At 48.6% G+C, this 16,075-nt stretch carries 13 protein-coding genes; 9 read left to right on the top strand and 4 right to left on the bottom strand.

Going from position 1 to position 16,075, the window contains the following annotated elements; genetic code table 11:
• Positions 1-110: 110 nt before the first annotated feature.
• From EQU24_RS06945 to EQU24_RS06935, 3 genes are read right to left on the bottom strand one after another with little or no spacing between them, the layout of a single operon-like run.
• Positions 111-1,910, bottom strand: coding sequence for an asparagine synthetase B family protein (locus EQU24_RS06945; RefSeq protein WP_017840182.1), 1,800 nt, complete (start codon positions 1,908-1,910; stop codon positions 111-113).
• Between the two features lie 10 nt (positions 1,911-1,920).
• On the bottom strand, positions 1,921-3,138 hold the full coding sequence (locus EQU24_RS06940; protein ID WP_017840183.1) for a glycosyltransferase: 1,218 nt from the start codon (positions 3,136-3,138) through the stop codon (positions 1,921-1,923).
• 6 nt (positions 3,139-3,144) lie between these two features.
• Positions 3,145-4,350: a TIGR04063 family PEP-CTERM/XrtA system glycosyltransferase gene (locus tag EQU24_RS06935; protein WP_017840184.1), complete on the bottom strand. Its 1,206-nt coding sequence runs from the start codon at positions 4,348-4,350 to the stop codon at positions 3,145-3,147.
• 402 nt (positions 4,351-4,752) lie between these two features.
• Here EQU24_RS06935 and rfbD point away from each other — a divergent pair, with 402 nt between their 5' ends.
• The 7 genes from rfbD to EQU24_RS06900 all read left to right on the top strand — a co-directional run bounded on the left by rfbD (position 4,753) and on the right by EQU24_RS06900 (position 13,124).
• Positions 4,753-5,640, top strand: coding sequence for a dTDP-4-dehydrorhamnose reductase (gene rfbD, locus EQU24_RS06930; RefSeq protein WP_017840185.1), 888 nt, complete (start codon positions 4,753-4,755; stop codon positions 5,638-5,640).
• 29 nt (positions 5,641-5,669) lie between these two features.
• Positions 5,670-6,590: a glucose-1-phosphate thymidylyltransferase RfbA gene (gene rfbA, locus EQU24_RS06925; protein WP_017840186.1), complete on the top strand. Its 921-nt coding sequence runs from the start codon at positions 5,670-5,672 to the stop codon at positions 6,588-6,590.
• On the top strand, positions 6,590-7,138 hold the full coding sequence (gene rfbC / locus EQU24_RS06920; RefSeq protein ID WP_017840187.1) for a dTDP-4-dehydrorhamnose 3,5-epimerase: 549 nt from the start codon (positions 6,590-6,592) through the stop codon (positions 7,136-7,138). The genes rfbA and rfbC overlap by 1 nt, the downstream gene beginning before the upstream one ends.
• A 957-nt stretch (positions 7,139-8,095) precedes the next feature.
• Complete coding sequence (locus tag EQU24_RS06915) at positions 8,096-9,364, top strand: hypothetical protein (RefSeq protein ID WP_017840188.1); 1,269 nt, start codon at positions 8,096-8,098, stop codon at positions 9,362-9,364.
• Positions 9,361-10,302 (top strand): glycosyltransferase family 2 protein, encoded by a 942-nt coding sequence (locus tag EQU24_RS06910; RefSeq protein ID WP_017840189.1) that lies wholly within the window; start codon positions 9,361-9,363, stop codon positions 10,300-10,302. Before EQU24_RS06915 ends, EQU24_RS06910 begins: the two co-directional genes overlap by 4 nt.
• Before the next feature lie 725 nt (positions 10,303-11,027).
• The gene (locus EQU24_RS06905; protein ID WP_138767116.1) at positions 11,028-11,933 is read left to right on the top strand and encodes an Rpn family recombination-promoting nuclease/putative transposase; all 906 of its coding nucleotides are present in this window, start codon (positions 11,028-11,030) and stop codon (positions 11,931-11,933) included.
• A 564-nt stretch (positions 11,934-12,497) separates the two neighbouring features.
• Entirely contained in the window at positions 12,498-13,124 is a 627-nt protein-coding gene (locus tag EQU24_RS06900; protein WP_017840191.1) for a hypothetical protein, read from the top strand.
• A 49-nt stretch (positions 13,125-13,173) separates the two neighbouring features.
• Here EQU24_RS06900 and EQU24_RS06895 read toward each other — a convergent pair whose 3' ends face one another.
• Positions 13,174-13,764, bottom strand: coding sequence for a Uma2 family endonuclease (locus tag EQU24_RS06895; protein ID WP_017840192.1), 591 nt, complete (start codon positions 13,762-13,764; stop codon positions 13,174-13,176).
• Between the two features lie 403 nt (positions 13,765-14,167).
• Between EQU24_RS06895 and EQU24_RS22305 the strand changes: the two genes are divergently transcribed.
• Both EQU24_RS22305 and EQU24_RS06885 read left to right on the top strand, forming a co-directional pair.
• Positions 14,168-14,710 carry a hypothetical protein gene (locus EQU24_RS22305; RefSeq protein WP_017840193.1) on the top strand — a complete coding sequence of 181 codons (543 nt, stop codon included), beginning with the start codon at positions 14,168-14,170 and terminating at the stop codon, positions 14,708-14,710.
• Positions 14,711-15,105: 395 nt separating this feature from the next.
• Positions 15,106-16,026 (top strand): Rpn family recombination-promoting nuclease/putative transposase, encoded by a 921-nt coding sequence (locus EQU24_RS06885; protein WP_014149136.1) that lies wholly within the window; start codon positions 15,106-15,108, stop codon positions 16,024-16,026.
• Positions 16,027-16,075 lie beyond the last annotated feature (49 nt).

Genomic DNA, 16,075 nt, shown 5'->3' with positions numbered 1-16,075 from the left:
GTTTTTGCACCTTAATTAGGACGGGAAGCTAGAGCTTCCGGAACCGGTTTCCCAAGCTGGAGCTTGGGAAACAGCAAAAATCTGGAGCTTGGGAAACCGCGAATTACGGCTTAGTGATGATTTTTCGCCTGAAACCAAAGCTCCAGCATCATCAAGATCCAAATCAATTCGCCGTAATAGGCCGCATGTATGCTTTGGTGCATCTTAACGGCATGATCAAGAAAATCGGTGCGAAAATAATCGCGCTTTTTCAAGGCGCCGATACTATCGTAAGCGAGTTCTTTCAACGGTTGATGATCCTGCAACCAAATCCCGAACGGCAAACCGAAACCATGCTTGGATTTGTTGATAATGGCTTCGGGCAAAAAACCGCGCATCGCTTGCTTATAAAACCAACGCAATTGCTGACCTTTCAACTTTTCCGAAGACGGTACCCGACAAGACAAATCGACAATCGCGTTGGTCAGCAACGGATAACGCACCTCGACACCGACCATCTCGCACATTCGGTTGACCTTGACCAGATCATTGTCATGCAAGGTCGTTTTCCAGTCCATGTACAACATACGGTTTAAAGCCGATGCATTTTCAGGACGGTGATAACAATCCCGCAGACTCTGAATCGGCCGGTCGATATCGATGCCTGCCAGAAAATCGCCGGTAAAAATCTCCTGAGCCGGATGTCGGTTCAGGAAGTTATAGTCTTGCAAGCGGTCCGGTAACGGCACTTCGGCTTGCTCGACATAGCGCTTGGCTTTAAAAAGAATTTTATTTTTCAGCAGCGCATCGGGCGCATTGTACAGACCGGTTCTCAGAAACGTTCTGGCAAAGCCCGGAATACGATAATAACGGTCGAACAACAATTGTTTCGCATAACGCTCATTGCCCGCGAACAACTCATCGCCGCCGTCGCCGGCCAGCATTACCTGAATGCCGTTCTCTTTAGCCAATTTGGCGCAATAATAAGCCGCCAACGCAGACGAATTACCGAACGGTTCGTCGTAAAACGCGGCAATTTTCGGCACGGCTGCCACGGTATCCTCCGGCGTCACATAATATTCATGCGGCCGGGTTTTGAAACAATCGACCGCAATACGCGCATACTCGATCTCATCGTAGCCTTCAACCGGAAAACCCATCGTAAAAGTTTTGGCTTGCTCCGGATACACTTTAGACAATGCACCGGCAACGCTCGAACTGTCCAGGCCGCCGCTCAAAAACGCGCCGGTCACATTCGAATCGGCAGCCGACTGCCGGACAGCTTCGATGATTTCATTCCGTAACTCTTGTCCGGATTTCTCGAGTGAATAAGCCCCTTGTTCGGAAAAAACCGGCATCCAGTAATACTGCAGAGCGATTTTTCCATCTTGATAAGTCAATAATTGCCCGCCCTCCAATTTTTGGACTTGCCGATAAATCGTATGCGGGCTCGGGCAATGATGAAAATAGACATAATCGTAAATCGATTGGCGGGAAATCTCCGAACTGACTTCGGGATGCGCAACGACACTATCGGCCGTCGAACCGAACACGATTCCGTTCGGCGTTTGCGCATAATAGAGATTGTTTTGCCCTAGGCGGTCTGTCGCCAACAACAAGCGTTTCTCGGATTCATCGAAAAACATCAAGGTAAATGCGCCTTGCATATCCTTGATAAAATCGGCGCCCTTAGCTTTATAGTTTTCGACAATCGCTTCTAGCGGACCGAAACCGTGACCGGTGAGCGCAAGCCGACAACCCCCCTGTTCAAGCGACCGTTTATCATCGGAGACTAAAACAAACGAATCGGTTATCCGTATGCCGATCGTTTTTTTAGTCGACTCGGGCGCGCAACCTTTCAGCGATTCGGCAAGCTCAGACGCTTGATTTCGATCGATACCGGTACCAAACCAGCCAGCAATAAATCCCATTTTTCACCCTTTAATCGATTTCTGTTTTTTCTATAATCTGCTTAAATTCGGCAACCAAAGTATCGACACGGTGATGCCACGCGTTCTGCTCGGCATAATGCCTGATCGCCTGTCTATCCCACCGTTTATTAAACGCATCCGATAAAGCAAGCCGTAATGCCGAAGCATCGCCGAAGGGCACGATCGTACCTAGTGACGCATCATTGACGACTTCGCTATTGCCGCCGACATCGGTGGTTATCACCGGCAAACCGCAAGCCATCGCCTCCAAAAAAACATTGGCCCACCCTTCATTGGCCGTCGACAATACAAATACATCCGATGCCGATAACGGCGATTTCAATTGCTCGGAAGGCAACGGCCCTAAAAAGCGGACATGGTTTTGCAAATTCAAATCGGCGACTTGTTGTTCCAATTGCTTTCGATTATTACCCTCGGCGCAAGCCCCGCCGACGATCAAATACATCAAGTCGGGAAATTCTTTGAGCAATAACGGCAATACTTCGATAACCCGATGATAGCCTTTGCGATCGACCAAACCGCCCACCGATATCAATACTGGCGCATCCTCAGGCAAATTCAAATCTCGCCTGGCTTCGGCGCGATCAACCGGTTGAAACTTATCGGCATCGACGCCGTTACCGACGACTTGTATTTTGTTCGAATCGATGCCCAACGCAACGACGTGACGCTTGAGCGAATCGGCCACCGAAAATATTTTCGTGGCCCACTGCAAGGCCGAAACAATCCGAAGTTTGCGTGCCGGAAACTTCGACAAACTGACTTCGGTCCCTCTTAATGTAATCGTCACCGGTACCTTGAACCATTTACCGAGCCATGTCGCGGCATAACCGTCCGGATAGGCGAAATGCGCATCGATCAAATTAAATCGGTGTTTCCGCTTCAATCGGACCATGATCGGCAATGAACCCAAAGCCATCATAAAACCGTCCCACTGCTTTAATAGCCCCGGAATCGACAAAAAACGAGGATAATAAACCTCAACACCCTGTTGTAATTCAAATTTCGGCGGCTGAGGCCGAAAACCCGGCTTCACAAAACGGATCAGGCCTTGCAACGGAAACCAGGCAACCGGCGACACGACGACAATCGGCAATTGCTGACCGACCCGAAACATGCGTTCACGAATGAATACACCGGAATTCGGTTGCGCGGAACTGGGAAACAAAGAACAAAAAACGACAATGCGAGGAGTTTTATCGGTCATGGACAATCATTTTTGAAGCAAACGCTGATAGACATTTTGATAACGACTTACGCTATAGGCCCAATTCCGTTTTTCCTCGACGAAACGGCGCCCGTTCGCGCGAATCGCATCCCACTGGGAACGATTGCTCAACAAGCGTAGAACCGTTTGCGCGAGACTTTCGGCATTTCCCGCTGCAAATAAATAACCGGTCTTTTCATCGTCGATCAATTCTTTATGCCCGCCGACATCGGACGCTACGACCAATCGCCCTTGCGCCATCGCCTCCAACGGTTTGAGCGGCGTAACTAAATCAGTCAAACGCATCGACAGGCGCGGATAAACGAAAATATCGACCTGATTGTAATAGCCTTGCACTTGATCGTGCGGCACTCGCCCGGTAAAAACGACCTTGTCCTGCAAACCCAAATCGCGGGCCTTTTGCTTAATCGCGGCATCCTGAGGACCGCCGCCGACCAACAATAAACGAACATCCGGAATTTCCTTCAGAATCGCGGGCAAGGCATCGAGCAATAAAGGAATGCCTTCATAGGCATAGAACGAACCGATGAATCCCAATACCACCTTATCCACCAATCCCAGTTGTTCGCGCAATGGCAGGTCCGGCTCAACCCCGTAGATGAATTTATCGATATCGACCGCATTCGGAATCACGGTAATTTTGCTATCGGCAACGCCCCGGCCGATAATGTCGTTTCGCAGGCCCTCGCAGATCGTCGTCACGGCATCGGCATTTTTAAATACATGGGTTTCCAGAAAATGAGTCACGCGATAACGCAAACTGCCTTCGGTCGTCGATCCGTGATCGACAGCCGCGTCTTCCCAAAACGCGCGGCATTCGTAGACCAATGGAATATTGTGTTTTCGTGCCGCTTTCAGAGCGGCCAATCCGTTCAACGCGGGGGAATGCGCGTGCAAAACATCGGGTTTAATTTCAGGAATGATTTCATCCAAGCGTTTACCGAGCGATTTTACAATCGCCCATTGATTCACAATCGGCCAATCGGCCCAAAAAAATCGCGGCATCGGCGACCGGTAAAAAAGCAGCCCGTCGACTTCTTCAACCGCTTGCTCGGCGATTTTATGTTTGGCCGAAGTCAGATGAAACGTTTGCCAACCGAGTTTTTTTTGTTGTTCTAAAACAGCACGGGTTCTAAAAGTGTAACCGCTATGCAGTGGAATCGAATGATCAAGTATGTGCAGTATTTTCATTTTTTGTTGTTATTCAAAGTGGCTTCCCACTTAAAGAGGGACAAAAGCACTAAGGAACGAGCATGAAATAACTTAGACAACGGTTGGAAGGGGATTTGGTGGCTCGATTGACAGGTGTCGGCGGCAGGGATAGCCGCCGTCAAGCCTACACGGATGTATTCACGGCGTCCTGTCAAGCGAGTCACCAAACCGCCACAAAGCCTACTACTTGTATAAGTTATTTTGTGCGTATTCCTAAGGATTAACCTTAAACTATCCCGCGTTAAGTGAGTAGCCTTCAAACTCGACACGGCCATCGATAAGTTTGGAATATTTTATTAAGTTTAGCCCGAAAATTGCGTCAATATACACTATCTTTTTTAGCAACGAGTCACTTGCACCACAATTTCAAACAAAACTCTCATGAACTTACTATTATTAGGTAAAAACGGACAAGTCGGACGGGAACTTCAACGAACACTCCTCCCTCTTGGCCAAGTTAGCGCATTCGGCCGCGACGAAGCGGATCTGCAAAACCCTGAAGCGTTACTCGGTTTACTTAGAGAACGCAAACCTGACATTATCGTCAATGCCGCCGCTTACACCGCCGTTGACAAAGCCGAAACAGACGAGAAAGCCGCATACGCAATCAATGCCGAGGCGGTCGATCTCTTGGCACAATACGCGAAAACCAACGACACCTTACTCGTGCACTACTCGACCGATTATGTATTCGACGGCGAAAAAAAAGAAGCCTATCTCGAAACCGATGCAACCAACCCGCAAAGCGTTTACGGAAAATCGAAACGCGCGGGCGAAAAAGCCATTTTAGATAGCCGATGCAATACACTGATTTTCCGAACCAGTTGGGTATTTTCCGCACAGGGCAATAATTTTATTAAAACCATCCTGAGGCTCGCCCAAGAACGCGATAATATGAATATCGTAGCCGATCAATTCGGCGCACCCACTTGCGTCGAACTCATAGCCGATGTTACCGCCCACGCCATTATCGGCTTTCGCCGCAATCAACTAGCCGGAGGCATATACCACTTGACGGCCGGCGGCGAAACGACCTGGCACGAATTGGCCTGTTATGCCGTGCAACGAGCCCACGAAAACGGAATGCAACTTAAGCTTAAACCTGAAAACATACAGCCGATTCCAACCGAAGCCTATCCGCTTCCTGCCCAGCGTCCGAAAAACTCGCGTTTGAAGACCGACGCACTCGCCAATTCCTTGGCGTTACATTTTCCCGATTGGCGGTTATATGTTGACCGGGTAATCAGAGAATTATGTAATCGGGATTAAAACGTTACAGACAAAAACTGGAGTACACCATGACCGCAAGCTCACTTACCACTCAAAAACCGCCTCCAACTCGAAAAGGGATCATATTGGCAGGCGGTTCAGGCACCCGACTGCACCCGGCAACACTTGCGATTAGCAAACAATTACTGCCGGTTTTCGATAAACCGATGATCTATTATCCTCTCAGCACGTTGATGCTGGCCGGAATACGCGACATCTTGATCATATCCACACCTCAAGATACTCCGCGTTTCGAACAACTGCTCGGCACCGGCGAACAATGGGGATTAAACCTGCAATATGCCGTACAAGACTCGCCCGACGGACTCGCCCAGGCCTTCATCATCGGCCAGTCTTTTATCGGCAACGACTTAGCGGCATTGGTACTAGGCGACAACATTTTTTACGGTCATGACCTCCACCAATTGCTCGGTAATGCAATGAAGCGCACCGAAGGCGCCACTGTTTTCGCATACCATGTGCAAGACCCCGAGCGCTATGGCGTCGCAGAATTCGACAATAACGGCAAAGCGTTATCGCTGGAAGAAAAACCCCAACAACCCAAATCCAACTATGCCGTGACCGGCCTTTATTTTTACGATAACGATGTCGTCGAACTCGCCAAAAATCTCAAACCGTCTCCTCGCGGCGAACTGGAAATAACCGATTTAAATCGGCTCTATTTAAACGAAAATAAACTCAATGTCGAAATCATGGGACGCGGCTACGCTTGGTTAGACACCGGCACTCACGATTCGCTGCTCGATGCCGGCCAGTTTATTGCCACCATAGAACACCGCCAAGGATTAAAAGTCGCCTGTCCTGAAGAAATTGCCTACCGGCAAAAATGGATCGACAATACCCAACTCGAACGATTGGCCCAACCTCTCTCAAAAAACGGCTATGGGCAATATTTATTACGGATTCTTAACAACGAAAAGGTTTTTTGATGAAAGTCACACCGCTCGCAATCCCCGACGTCATCCTTCTCGAACCGAAAGTGTTCGGAGACGCCCGCGGCTTCTTTCTGGAAAGTTATAATCAGGAGTCCTTCCGGCAAGCCACCGGGCGCAATCTACAATTCGTTCAAGACAATCACAGCCGCAGCTCCAAAGGCGTCCTGCGCGGCCTGCACTATCAACTCGCGCCAAAAGCACAAGGCAAACTCGTTCGAGTCGTAAGCGGCGCCGTATTCGACGTAGCAGTCGATGTCCGAAAAGGTTCCTCGACTTTCGGTCAATGGGTCGGTGCCGAACTTAGCGAAGAGAACCACCGGCAAATGTGGATTCCCCCAGGCTTTGCACACGGTTTTGTCGTACTCAGCGAAACGGCCGATTTTCTATACAAAACCACCGACTACTACGCACCGGAACTCGAACGCTGCATCGCTTGGAACGATCCGACCATCGGCATACAATGGCCGGCTAATATCAACCCGGTTCTTTCCGATAAGGACCGACAAGGAAAAGCGCTAAATGAAGCGGAATGTTTTGAATAATCGCCCGAGTTGTTTTTCGTTTTCTAAAATGAACTCTCGGTAAACTTGCTAGACAGAGGTTATCGATTATCTGGGAACGGTGCTGTTTGATAAATCTGCGGATATTGACAGTCAGTGGCTTCAATAATCGCGACGAAGGCGTCGCTCCCACATCGCTGTAATCCTTTGTGGGAGCGATCCCCTGATCGCGATTTCGAAGCCAGGGGTGTCTGCTGTTTCCCAAGCTCTAGCTCTCGTCTTTATACATTAAGTATAAATATATCTAATTGTGCAAAAAGTAGCGACCGAGCGCTAAATTGTTGTGTTGTCCGGAAAGGCTATTGGTGTTTGAGCGTTACTGGCTTCGATAGTCGCGACGAAGGCGTCGCTCCCACAGAGAGCGGCGGACGTCCTGTGGGAGCGATCCCCTGATCGCGATCTCGAAGCCAGGGGTGTCTGCTGTTTCCCAAGCTCTAGCTTGCACTGCCATTAAGTTAAGGGAAACCCGTCATTCCGCCATGGACTGGCGGAATCCAGTGCCATGGATGGCAAGCTTTTGATGCACATTAGAGCCTGAATGCAAGCATTACTTATCTCTGTGACGGCTTAACTTAATGGCAGTGAGCTCTAACCGATACGTGAAGCTCTAGCTTCGCGATACAAATGAATAAGAAACAAATACCTCTGCGGGACAGGCTATTTAACCCGTTCCCAACGTTTCGATTTGCACCAAACGCCTCGGCGGCTTTAGCCATGGTCGAAACATTTAGGACGGGGCTGTAAGCCCCGTCCTGCCAAGGAGGCGGTGGTGAAATTAGGCATTGCCATCCATGGCACTAGATTCCGCCAATCCCTGGCGGAATGACGCGTCATTTCTTTTAGTTGGCGCTTATGGTTGCAAGCCACGTTTTGCCAAGAACCCATTCCCATAGAGTGAAAGAACACCAAACCCTTTTCCAGTAAAACTTCAATCAAACCATGCTAATCATTATCACCGCACTACTGACAATATGGACCTTCCTCGCCACAATCCTTTTTGTTTGGAAGCGCGATCTATTCTTAAAAACCTGGCAAGAACCTTATTTCGCCGATACGCCGATATTAATCGAAAGCGACGACTGGGGACCGGGCGGCGATTTTCATGCAGACCGCCTTGAGGCCCTGTTAAATGCCTTATCCGAACAAAAAGACAGCGCCGGACGTAGCGCCGTGCTGACCGCAGATGTCGTGCTGGCGGTACCCGATACCGCTGCGCTAGAAAAAGCATCCGGCGGCGAATACCCGAGAAAAATACTCGACCGCGATTTCCCCGGCATTTATCGAACGATGCAAAAAGGCATCGAGAACGACGTATTCGTCCCGCAATTGCACGGATTGGAACATCTGAACGGCGATGCCTTCGTTAAACTCTGCCGAAATAACGACCCGCGCACGGCAAATGCACAAGCCGATTCTCACTGGTGGGACTGGGAAACTCTCGACTCGCCTTTGCAAGGGCATTATGTCGATGGCAGCAACTTACCGACACAACCGGTCGGCACGGAAAAAGCGCGTAAAATCATCGAAACGGCCACCGAAACCTTTCAACGCTTGTTCGGTTATCCCACTTTAACGACCGTCGCCCCTTGTTATCTCTGGGACGACGACATCGAAGCCGAATGGAGCCGCCATTCGATACAAGCGATTCAAACGGCCGGCTACCGCTGCCCCGAAAGAGCGCACGACGGACGCTATATTCAAGACAAGCAATTGATCAGAACCGGCGATATCAATGCCTTCGGGCAAGTTTATTTAGTCAGAAACGTCATGTTCGAACCGGTCGACGGTAAAAACACGCCGGACAGCGCCTATCAAGAAGCGCTACAAGCCTACCGACAAGCTTTACCCGTTACGATTTCGACCCACCGCTACAACTTCACGCGCACTGAAAACGAATTCAAGTTTTCGCTCGCAGGACTGAAGATTCTGTTGAACAAACTGACGCAAAACTTACGCGGAACGCGCTTTTTATCCTCGGCCGAATTGGCCGAAGTTCTTCTTGCGCCAAACAGCCCCGTCGTCAATCGCTTCAATCAAAAAACCCTGCCACCGATCGAACGAATCGAAGGCCCCGCCAAACTCGGCCCGTTTTTGTACCGGCTTTATTATCGACACCCTAAACTTGCCATGATCGGTAAAATAAGCGGTTTAATAGTGCCCGGCTGGCTAATTTGCCAATACACCCCAAAAAAATCCGTTAACTCATGAAAATCAGCGTCGTCATTCCCGCCTATAACAGCGCCGCATTCATTGCAGACGCCGTCCGGAGCATCCTGAACCAATCTCAGCCGGTTGATGAAATCGTCATCGTCGACGACGGTTCGACCGATAATACAGAACAAACCGTAGCCTCCTTATCTGGCCCGATCGTTTACATCAATCAGCCAAATCAAGGCCCTTCGACCGCTCGAAACACAGGCATCGATGCCGCAAAAAACGATTGGATAGCCTTTCTCGATGCCGACGACCAATGGACGCCGCAAAAGATCGAACGACAATTAAATGTCCTACAAAACTCTCCCGAGTTAGTCTTGATCGCCGGCGACATGGCCGAAATCGACAACAGCAACCGGATCATCACCGAATCGGTATTAAACAAACACAATTTGTTGAGCAAATTTCAGGCACTCGAAAACCGCCCTATTCCGAACGCCCTGGCCGAACTCGTCACCAAAAACTTCATCCCGACCGGCACCGTACTGGTCAAAAAATCGGCGTTGATTGAAGCCGGCTGTTTCAATCCAAACATACGTTTCGGCGAAGATTTGGAATGTTGGGCAAAAATAGCCGCGAAACATCCGATCGCCTGTATGCCCGACATTCTGATGCTGCGCCGACAACACGGCAACAACGCCACGCAACTAACCGCGCCGCTACTCAACGATCTGGCGAGAGTCATGACCTCGATTCGAAATTACGCGGCAAAAGACCTGTCATTACAGAATATCGACCCCGACCGGCTCGTAGCCGATGCCTATGCCGACTTAGGCTATTGGCATTTTAGCGAGTACGATTTGATCACCGCCCGGCAAGCATTTTCGTCCAGTCTCAAAGAAAAGCCCAGTAAACGCGCCCTGCTCTACTGGCTAGCCTGCTTAATGCCAGAAGGAATAATTAATATGTTGCGCAAAATAAAAAATCTATGACCGACCAAACCAATCAACCTAAAAATCAGTCCTGATTAGCAAGATGCTTCAGCTTGCCGAAGCCAAGTGTCCGAGCGAGATCCAGTCGTAGCCATTTCTGCGGGACGGATTATCTAACCCGTCCCCAACGTTTCGGTTTGCCCTAAACATTTCGGCTGACTTCGGCCAAAGTCAAAACGTTTAGGACGGGGTTGCAAACCCCGACCTGCTAAGGGTCCTGCTAGGTCACTGCCACTAAGTTAAGGATTTTTCCGTTCGCCCTGAGCCTGTCGAAGGGTGAACGGAAAAATCCTTAACTTAATGGCAGTGGGGCCATGGATGGGTAGCAGCGAAGCGGAAACCCATCGCTTTGTTTGGTCGCAGGTAAGATTTTAGTAACGCCTGCGGGGCGGCTTATTCAACCCGCCCCAAACGTTTCGATTTGCTTTAGCCATAATCGAAACGTTTAGGACGCATATATCTGCTATTTTCCAAGCGGGAGTGCGGGTAGCAGCGAAAATAGTAGCGTCGGTTGCCTAACTTATATCATGCTCACTCCTGAGCTTTATGTTTCCAACGTTTTTTAATATGTTTACCCTGGTTTTAAGCGCCTTTCTCATAGAACCGGGTAGATACGCTCAGCGAAAATCAGAGGACGATGTCGAGTTCATCTAAAGCTTGAAAAAACCGAGCAATAGATATGCTAAACTCCGCCATAATATCCCGTATTAAGCTCAAACCGTGCCGTGAAAGAAAAATATATCAACCTGTTTACCGACTTCGGTTTCAAAAAAGCGTTTGGCGAAGAGGCCAGTAAAGAGCACTTGATCAGCTTTTTAAATACCCTGCTGCCGGAAAAACACCAAATTCAAGAGTTGCAATTCAATCAAAATGAACGTCAGGGGGCTTCGGCTTTAGACCGCAAAGCGATTTTCGACCTCAGCTGTGTCAGCTCGACCGGCGAATACTTCATTGTAGAATTGCAAAAGGCTAAGCAGAACTTCTTTAAAGATCGTAGCGTGTTTTATTCCACTTTTCCGATTCAACAGCAAGCCGAGCGAGGTGACTGGAATTTTAAGCTGGCTGCGGTTTATACGATCGGCATCCTGGATTTTGTCTTTGATGAAGACGAAAGCCAAGGCCGTCACGAAGTCGTGCATCGGGTCCAATTGAAAAACCAGCATCATCAGGTTTTTTACGACAAATTAACCTTTATTTATTTGACCCTGCCCAATTTTACCAAAACCGAGGATGAACTGGACACTCTGCAAGATAAATGGTTTTACGTGTTCCGCCACCTGCATGAACTGGACGAAATTCCGCCAAGGCTGCGCGAAAGGGTCTTCCTGAGCCTGTTCGAAAAAGCTCGGATCGCCCGCTTTCAACCGGAAGAACGCGACGCCTATGAATCCAGTCTGAAATACTACCGCGATCTAAAAAACGTAATCGACACGGCGAGGGATGAAGGTAGGGAAGAAGGCCGGCTAGATGAAAAACGCAACTTAGCGATCAGAATGATCCGCAGGGAGATGAGCGATGAAGACATAGCCGAACTGACTGGACTCAGCATAGCTGCCCTTGCCGAAATACGTGCTAACCTTGCGCATTTCATTTCAGATGAACCTTTAAAAAATCGTGGTCAAGCGCATTAAAATAACCACCCATTAATTAGTAAAAGGGATCGGGTTACTTTTCTTACCGTCGGCGAAATAAAGAATAAGAAGAGTATCGGCGCTTTGGAATGGCTGGAAAGATTAGCTTACTGTAAGGCTGACCGCATTCCAATCGCTCCCCATTTGGTGAGCATTCTAAATCCCGCCCACCCTTCGACTAGAATCAGGGCGAACGGTTAATCATTAGTGCTCTTGTCCCGCCTTAAGTGGGAAGCCGAATTTCGGCAGTCGCATAGATCGGGTTAGCGCTAGCCTAACCCGACGTTTTATCCATCGATAATCGGGTTACGGCTCTGATTAACTCGACCTTCCCGGCTTCAGATACACCAGAACAAATAACCGCGTAGCCCAGATGGAGCAACGCGCTATCCGGGGCAATCGAAGCCACGAAAGCTCGTATTCCGCTAACGCTGCATACAGACTACGCAATGCCGGCATGATAGTTTTCGGAGCCCCTTGCGCTATGCTAGACTATCGAAACGACCGGGTTTAACGAATAAATCCGGTTAAAAGTGCATCCGCCGGAATACCAGGAGCGAGACCATGACCACCGTAACCCGTGATGAAGTTTGGGAAATGTTTCGCGAAGTGGCACGCCGCTTCGAAGAGACCGATAAGCAATTCAAAGAGACCGATCGAAAATTTCAAGAAACTACTAAGCAATTCAAAGACACCGACCGCAAGTTTCAAGAAACCGACCGTAAATTCCAAAACACCGAACGCCTAGTTAAAGAAGTCAGCAAAAGCATCGGCGACCTGGGCAACCGATTAGGCGAATTCGTACAAGAAATGGTCCGTCCGGCACTCGTGAACTTATTTCGCGAGCGAAACATCGATGTACACGAAGTCCATCCGAACATCTACGTCGAACGCGACGGCGAATCGGCCGAAATCGATTTGTTGGTCGTCAACGAACAAACCGCGATTGCCGTAGAATGCAAAAGCCAAATGACCATTGACGACGTCAACGAACATTTGAACCGACTGGAAAAATTGAAACGCTTATTGCCAAAATACCGGGATGTCGAACTGATGGGCGCTGTTGCCGCCATGGTCATGCCGAATGACGTTGCCCGCTATGCATACCGCGAAGGCCTATACGTACTCGCCCAAAGCGGCAACACCGTCTTAATCCGCAACGACGGCAAATTTTCACCGAAAATTTGGTAACCATTCAGTCACTGCCATCAAGTTAAGACTTTGGCGGAGGAGGAAGGCTTCATGAAAGCTCTTGTTTTTGCAAATAAGCAAGCATATCGGGATTCTGAACACGCCGATAGATATCGGCAACCGACAAAGTCAATCCTACGGATTCAAGCATAAATTCATCGCCTAAAAAATAATGCCGTGACAACCAATCGTTGCTGCGTCTGCAAACTTCGACATCGACAAAATCCTGCTCGATCAAAACCAACTCTTGTAAACATGGAATCGATTGGTAAGCCAAGCGCTTTATCGTTTGATCCATGCGGCGCGTCGATGAAGACAACACTTCGACTAAAACCGTCGGAGACTCCGTGTAATAGGGGTTTTCGGAACGATCCTCACACACCACCATGGCATCGGGATAAAAAAAATTTTCGCCGACTTTAACTTTGACGTTACTGCTATATGCTTCACAGGACGAATTTTGCAATAGTGGTAATAACTGTGAAAAAACATTAATAATGATGCGCTCATGATTCTTACTGGCACCCGCCATCGCATAAGCAACACCATCGATCAACTCATGCTTGATTTCCGAAGACAGCTCACCCAGCAAATAGTCGTCTTCACTAATGCCCTGTTTAATTGCAACGTTTAACGCCATGACTAACCTCAGGTAATTATTCACCCCCTATCGTTCCCACGCTCCAGCGTGGGAATGCAGCCCGAGACGCTCTAGCGTCTCGTACCGCTGGAGCGGTACTCAGACATTCCCACGCAGAGCATGACTGCCATTAAGTTAAGAGAACCCCGTCATTCCGCCATGGATTGGCGGAATCCAGTGCCATGGATGGCAGGCTTTTGAGGCACATTCGAGCCTGAATCCAACATTACTTATTCTGTGACGGCTAAACTTAATGGCAATGACGCAGAGCATGGGAACGAGAATGGTCGTGGAACTGAATACTCACAACCTCAGTAATTCCCGCCATATCTAAAAAACAATTATAAACACGGCATTAGATCATTGATAAAATGCTTATGTCAAAAGTATCAGGAGAGCCGCAATGACCACCGTAACCCGAGATGAAGTCTGGGAAATGTTTCGCGAAGTCGCCCGCCGCTTCGAAGAAACAGACCGAAAATTCAAAGACACCGAACGCCTAGTTAAAGAAGTCAGCAAAAGCATCGGCGATCTAGGCAACCGATTGGGCGATTTCGTACAAGAAATGGTTCGACCGGCACTTGTTAACCTGTTTCGTGAACGCGGCATCGACGTACACGAGGTACACCCGAACATCTATGCCGAAAGAAACGGCGAATCGGCCGAAATTGATCTATTGGTCGTCAACGAACAAACCGCGATTGCCGTGGAATGCAAAAGCCAAATGACCATCGACGATGTCAACGAGCATTTGAACCGGCTGGAAAAACTAAAACGATTATTGCCCAAATATCGGGATGTCGAACTAATGGGCGCAGTTGCAGCAATGGTCATGCCGAATGACGTTGCCCGCTATGCTTACCGAAAAGGCCTATACGTACTCGCCCAAAGCGGCAACACCGTCTTAATCCGCAACGACGGCAAATTTTCACCGAAAATTTGGTAACAGATCCATACACTGTGGAAACTATCGCCAGCTGTAGGATGGGTAGCAGCGAAGCGGAAACCCATCGCTTTGTTTGGGCGTAGGTAAGATTTTAGTAACGCCTTTGGGGCAGATTATTCTGCTGTTTCCCAAGCTCCTGCTTGGGAAACCGATACGTGAAGCTCTAGCTTCGCGATATCAGTAAAAAAGAGGCTAATGTTCCTTCGCTGGCAGCGATTTTATCTTTCCAACGAATTTTTAATATGTTTGCCCTGGTTTTAACCGCCTTTCTCATAGAACCGCGTAAATACGCTCAGCGAAAATCAAAGGAAGATGTCGAGTTCATCTAAAGCTTGAAAAAACCGAACAATATATATACTTCGCCATAACAACTCGCATAAAGCTCAAACCGTGCCGTGAAAGAAAAATATATCAACCTGTTTACCGACTTCGGTTTCAAAAAAGCGTTTGGCGAAGAGGCCAGTAAAGAGCACTTGATCAGCTTTTTAAATACCCTGCTGCCGGAAAAACACCAAATTCAAGAGTTGCAATTCAATCAAAATGAACGTCAGGGGGCTTCGGCTTTAGACCGCAAAGCGATTTTCGACCTCAGCTGTGTCAGCTCGACCGGCGAATACTTCATTGTAGAATTGCAAAAGGCTAAGCAGAACTTCTTTAAAGATCGTAGCGTGTTTTATTCCACTTTTCCGATTCAACAGCAAGCCGAGCGAGGTGACTGGAATTTTAAGCTGGCTGCGGTTTATACGATCGGCATCCTGGATTTTGTCTTTGATGAAGACGAAAGCCAAGGCCGTCACGAAGTCGTGCATCGGGTCCAATTGAAAAACCAGCATCATCAGGTTTTTTACGACAAATTAACCTTTATTTATTTGACCCTGCCCAATTTTACCAAAACCGAGGATGAACTGGACACTCTGCAAGATAAATGGTTTTACGTGTTCCGCCACCTGCATGAACTGGACGAAATTCCGCCAAGGCTGCGCGAAAGGGTCTTTTTAAGCTTGTTTGAAAAAGCCCGGATCGCCCGCTTTCAGCCGGAAGAACGCGACGCCTATGAATCCAGTCTGAAATACTACCGCGATCTCAAAAACGTAATCGATACAGCGAGGGATGAAGGTAGGGAAGAAGGAAGAGAAGAAGGAATTGAAAAAGGAAGAGAAGAAGGCCGGCTAGATGAAAAACGCAACTTAGCGATCAGAATGATCCGCCGGGAGATGAGCGATGAAGACATAGCCGAACTGACTGGACTCAGCATGGATGTCATTGCCGAAATACGGGCTAACCTTGCGCATTTCATTTCAGATGAACCCTTATAAAAGTCGTGGTCAAGCGCATTAAAATAACTACCAAGTTAATAAGTAAAAG

Source organism: Methylotuvimicrobium buryatense (assembly GCF_005931095.1).
GTDB lineage: Bacteria > Pseudomonadota > Gammaproteobacteria > Methylococcales > Methylomonadaceae > Methylotuvimicrobium > Methylotuvimicrobium buryatense.
The sequence above is the reverse complement of the archived record's forward strand: the minus strand, read 5'-3'. Positions and strand labels throughout refer to the sequence as shown.

Coding starts and splice junctions, on each gene's coding strand:
- EQU24_RS06945 (WP_017840182.1), bottom strand. CDS start 1,910: ATGGGATTTATTGCTGGCTGGTTTGGTACCGGTATCGATCGAAATCAA.
- EQU24_RS06940 (WP_017840183.1), bottom strand. CDS start 3,138: ATGACCGATAAAACTCCTCGCATTGTCGTTTTTTGTTCTTTGTTTCCC.
- EQU24_RS06935 (WP_017840184.1), bottom strand. CDS start 4,350: ATGAAAATACTGCACATACTTGATCATTCGATTCCACTGCATAGCGGT.
- rfbD (WP_017840185.1), top strand. CDS start 4,753: ATGAACTTACTATTATTAGGTAAAAACGGACAAGTCGGACGGGAACTT.
- rfbA (WP_017840186.1), top strand. CDS start 5,670: ATGACCGCAAGCTCACTTACCACTCAAAAACCGCCTCCAACTCGAAAA.
- rfbC (WP_017840187.1), top strand. CDS start 6,590: ATGAAAGTCACACCGCTCGCAATCCCCGACGTCATCCTTCTCGAACCG.
- EQU24_RS06915 (WP_017840188.1), top strand. CDS start 8,096: ATGCTAATCATTATCACCGCACTACTGACAATATGGACCTTCCTCGCC.
- EQU24_RS06910 (WP_017840189.1), top strand. CDS start 9,361: ATGAAAATCAGCGTCGTCATTCCCGCCTATAACAGCGCCGCATTCATT.
- EQU24_RS06900 (WP_017840191.1), top strand. CDS start 12,498: ATGACCACCGTAACCCGTGATGAAGTTTGGGAAATGTTTCGCGAAGTG.
- EQU24_RS06895 (WP_017840192.1), bottom strand. CDS start 13,764: ATGGCGTTAAACGTTGCAATTAAACAGGGCATTAGTGAAGACGACTAT.
- EQU24_RS22305 (WP_017840193.1), top strand. CDS start 14,168: ATGACCACCGTAACCCGAGATGAAGTCTGGGAAATGTTTCGCGAAGTC.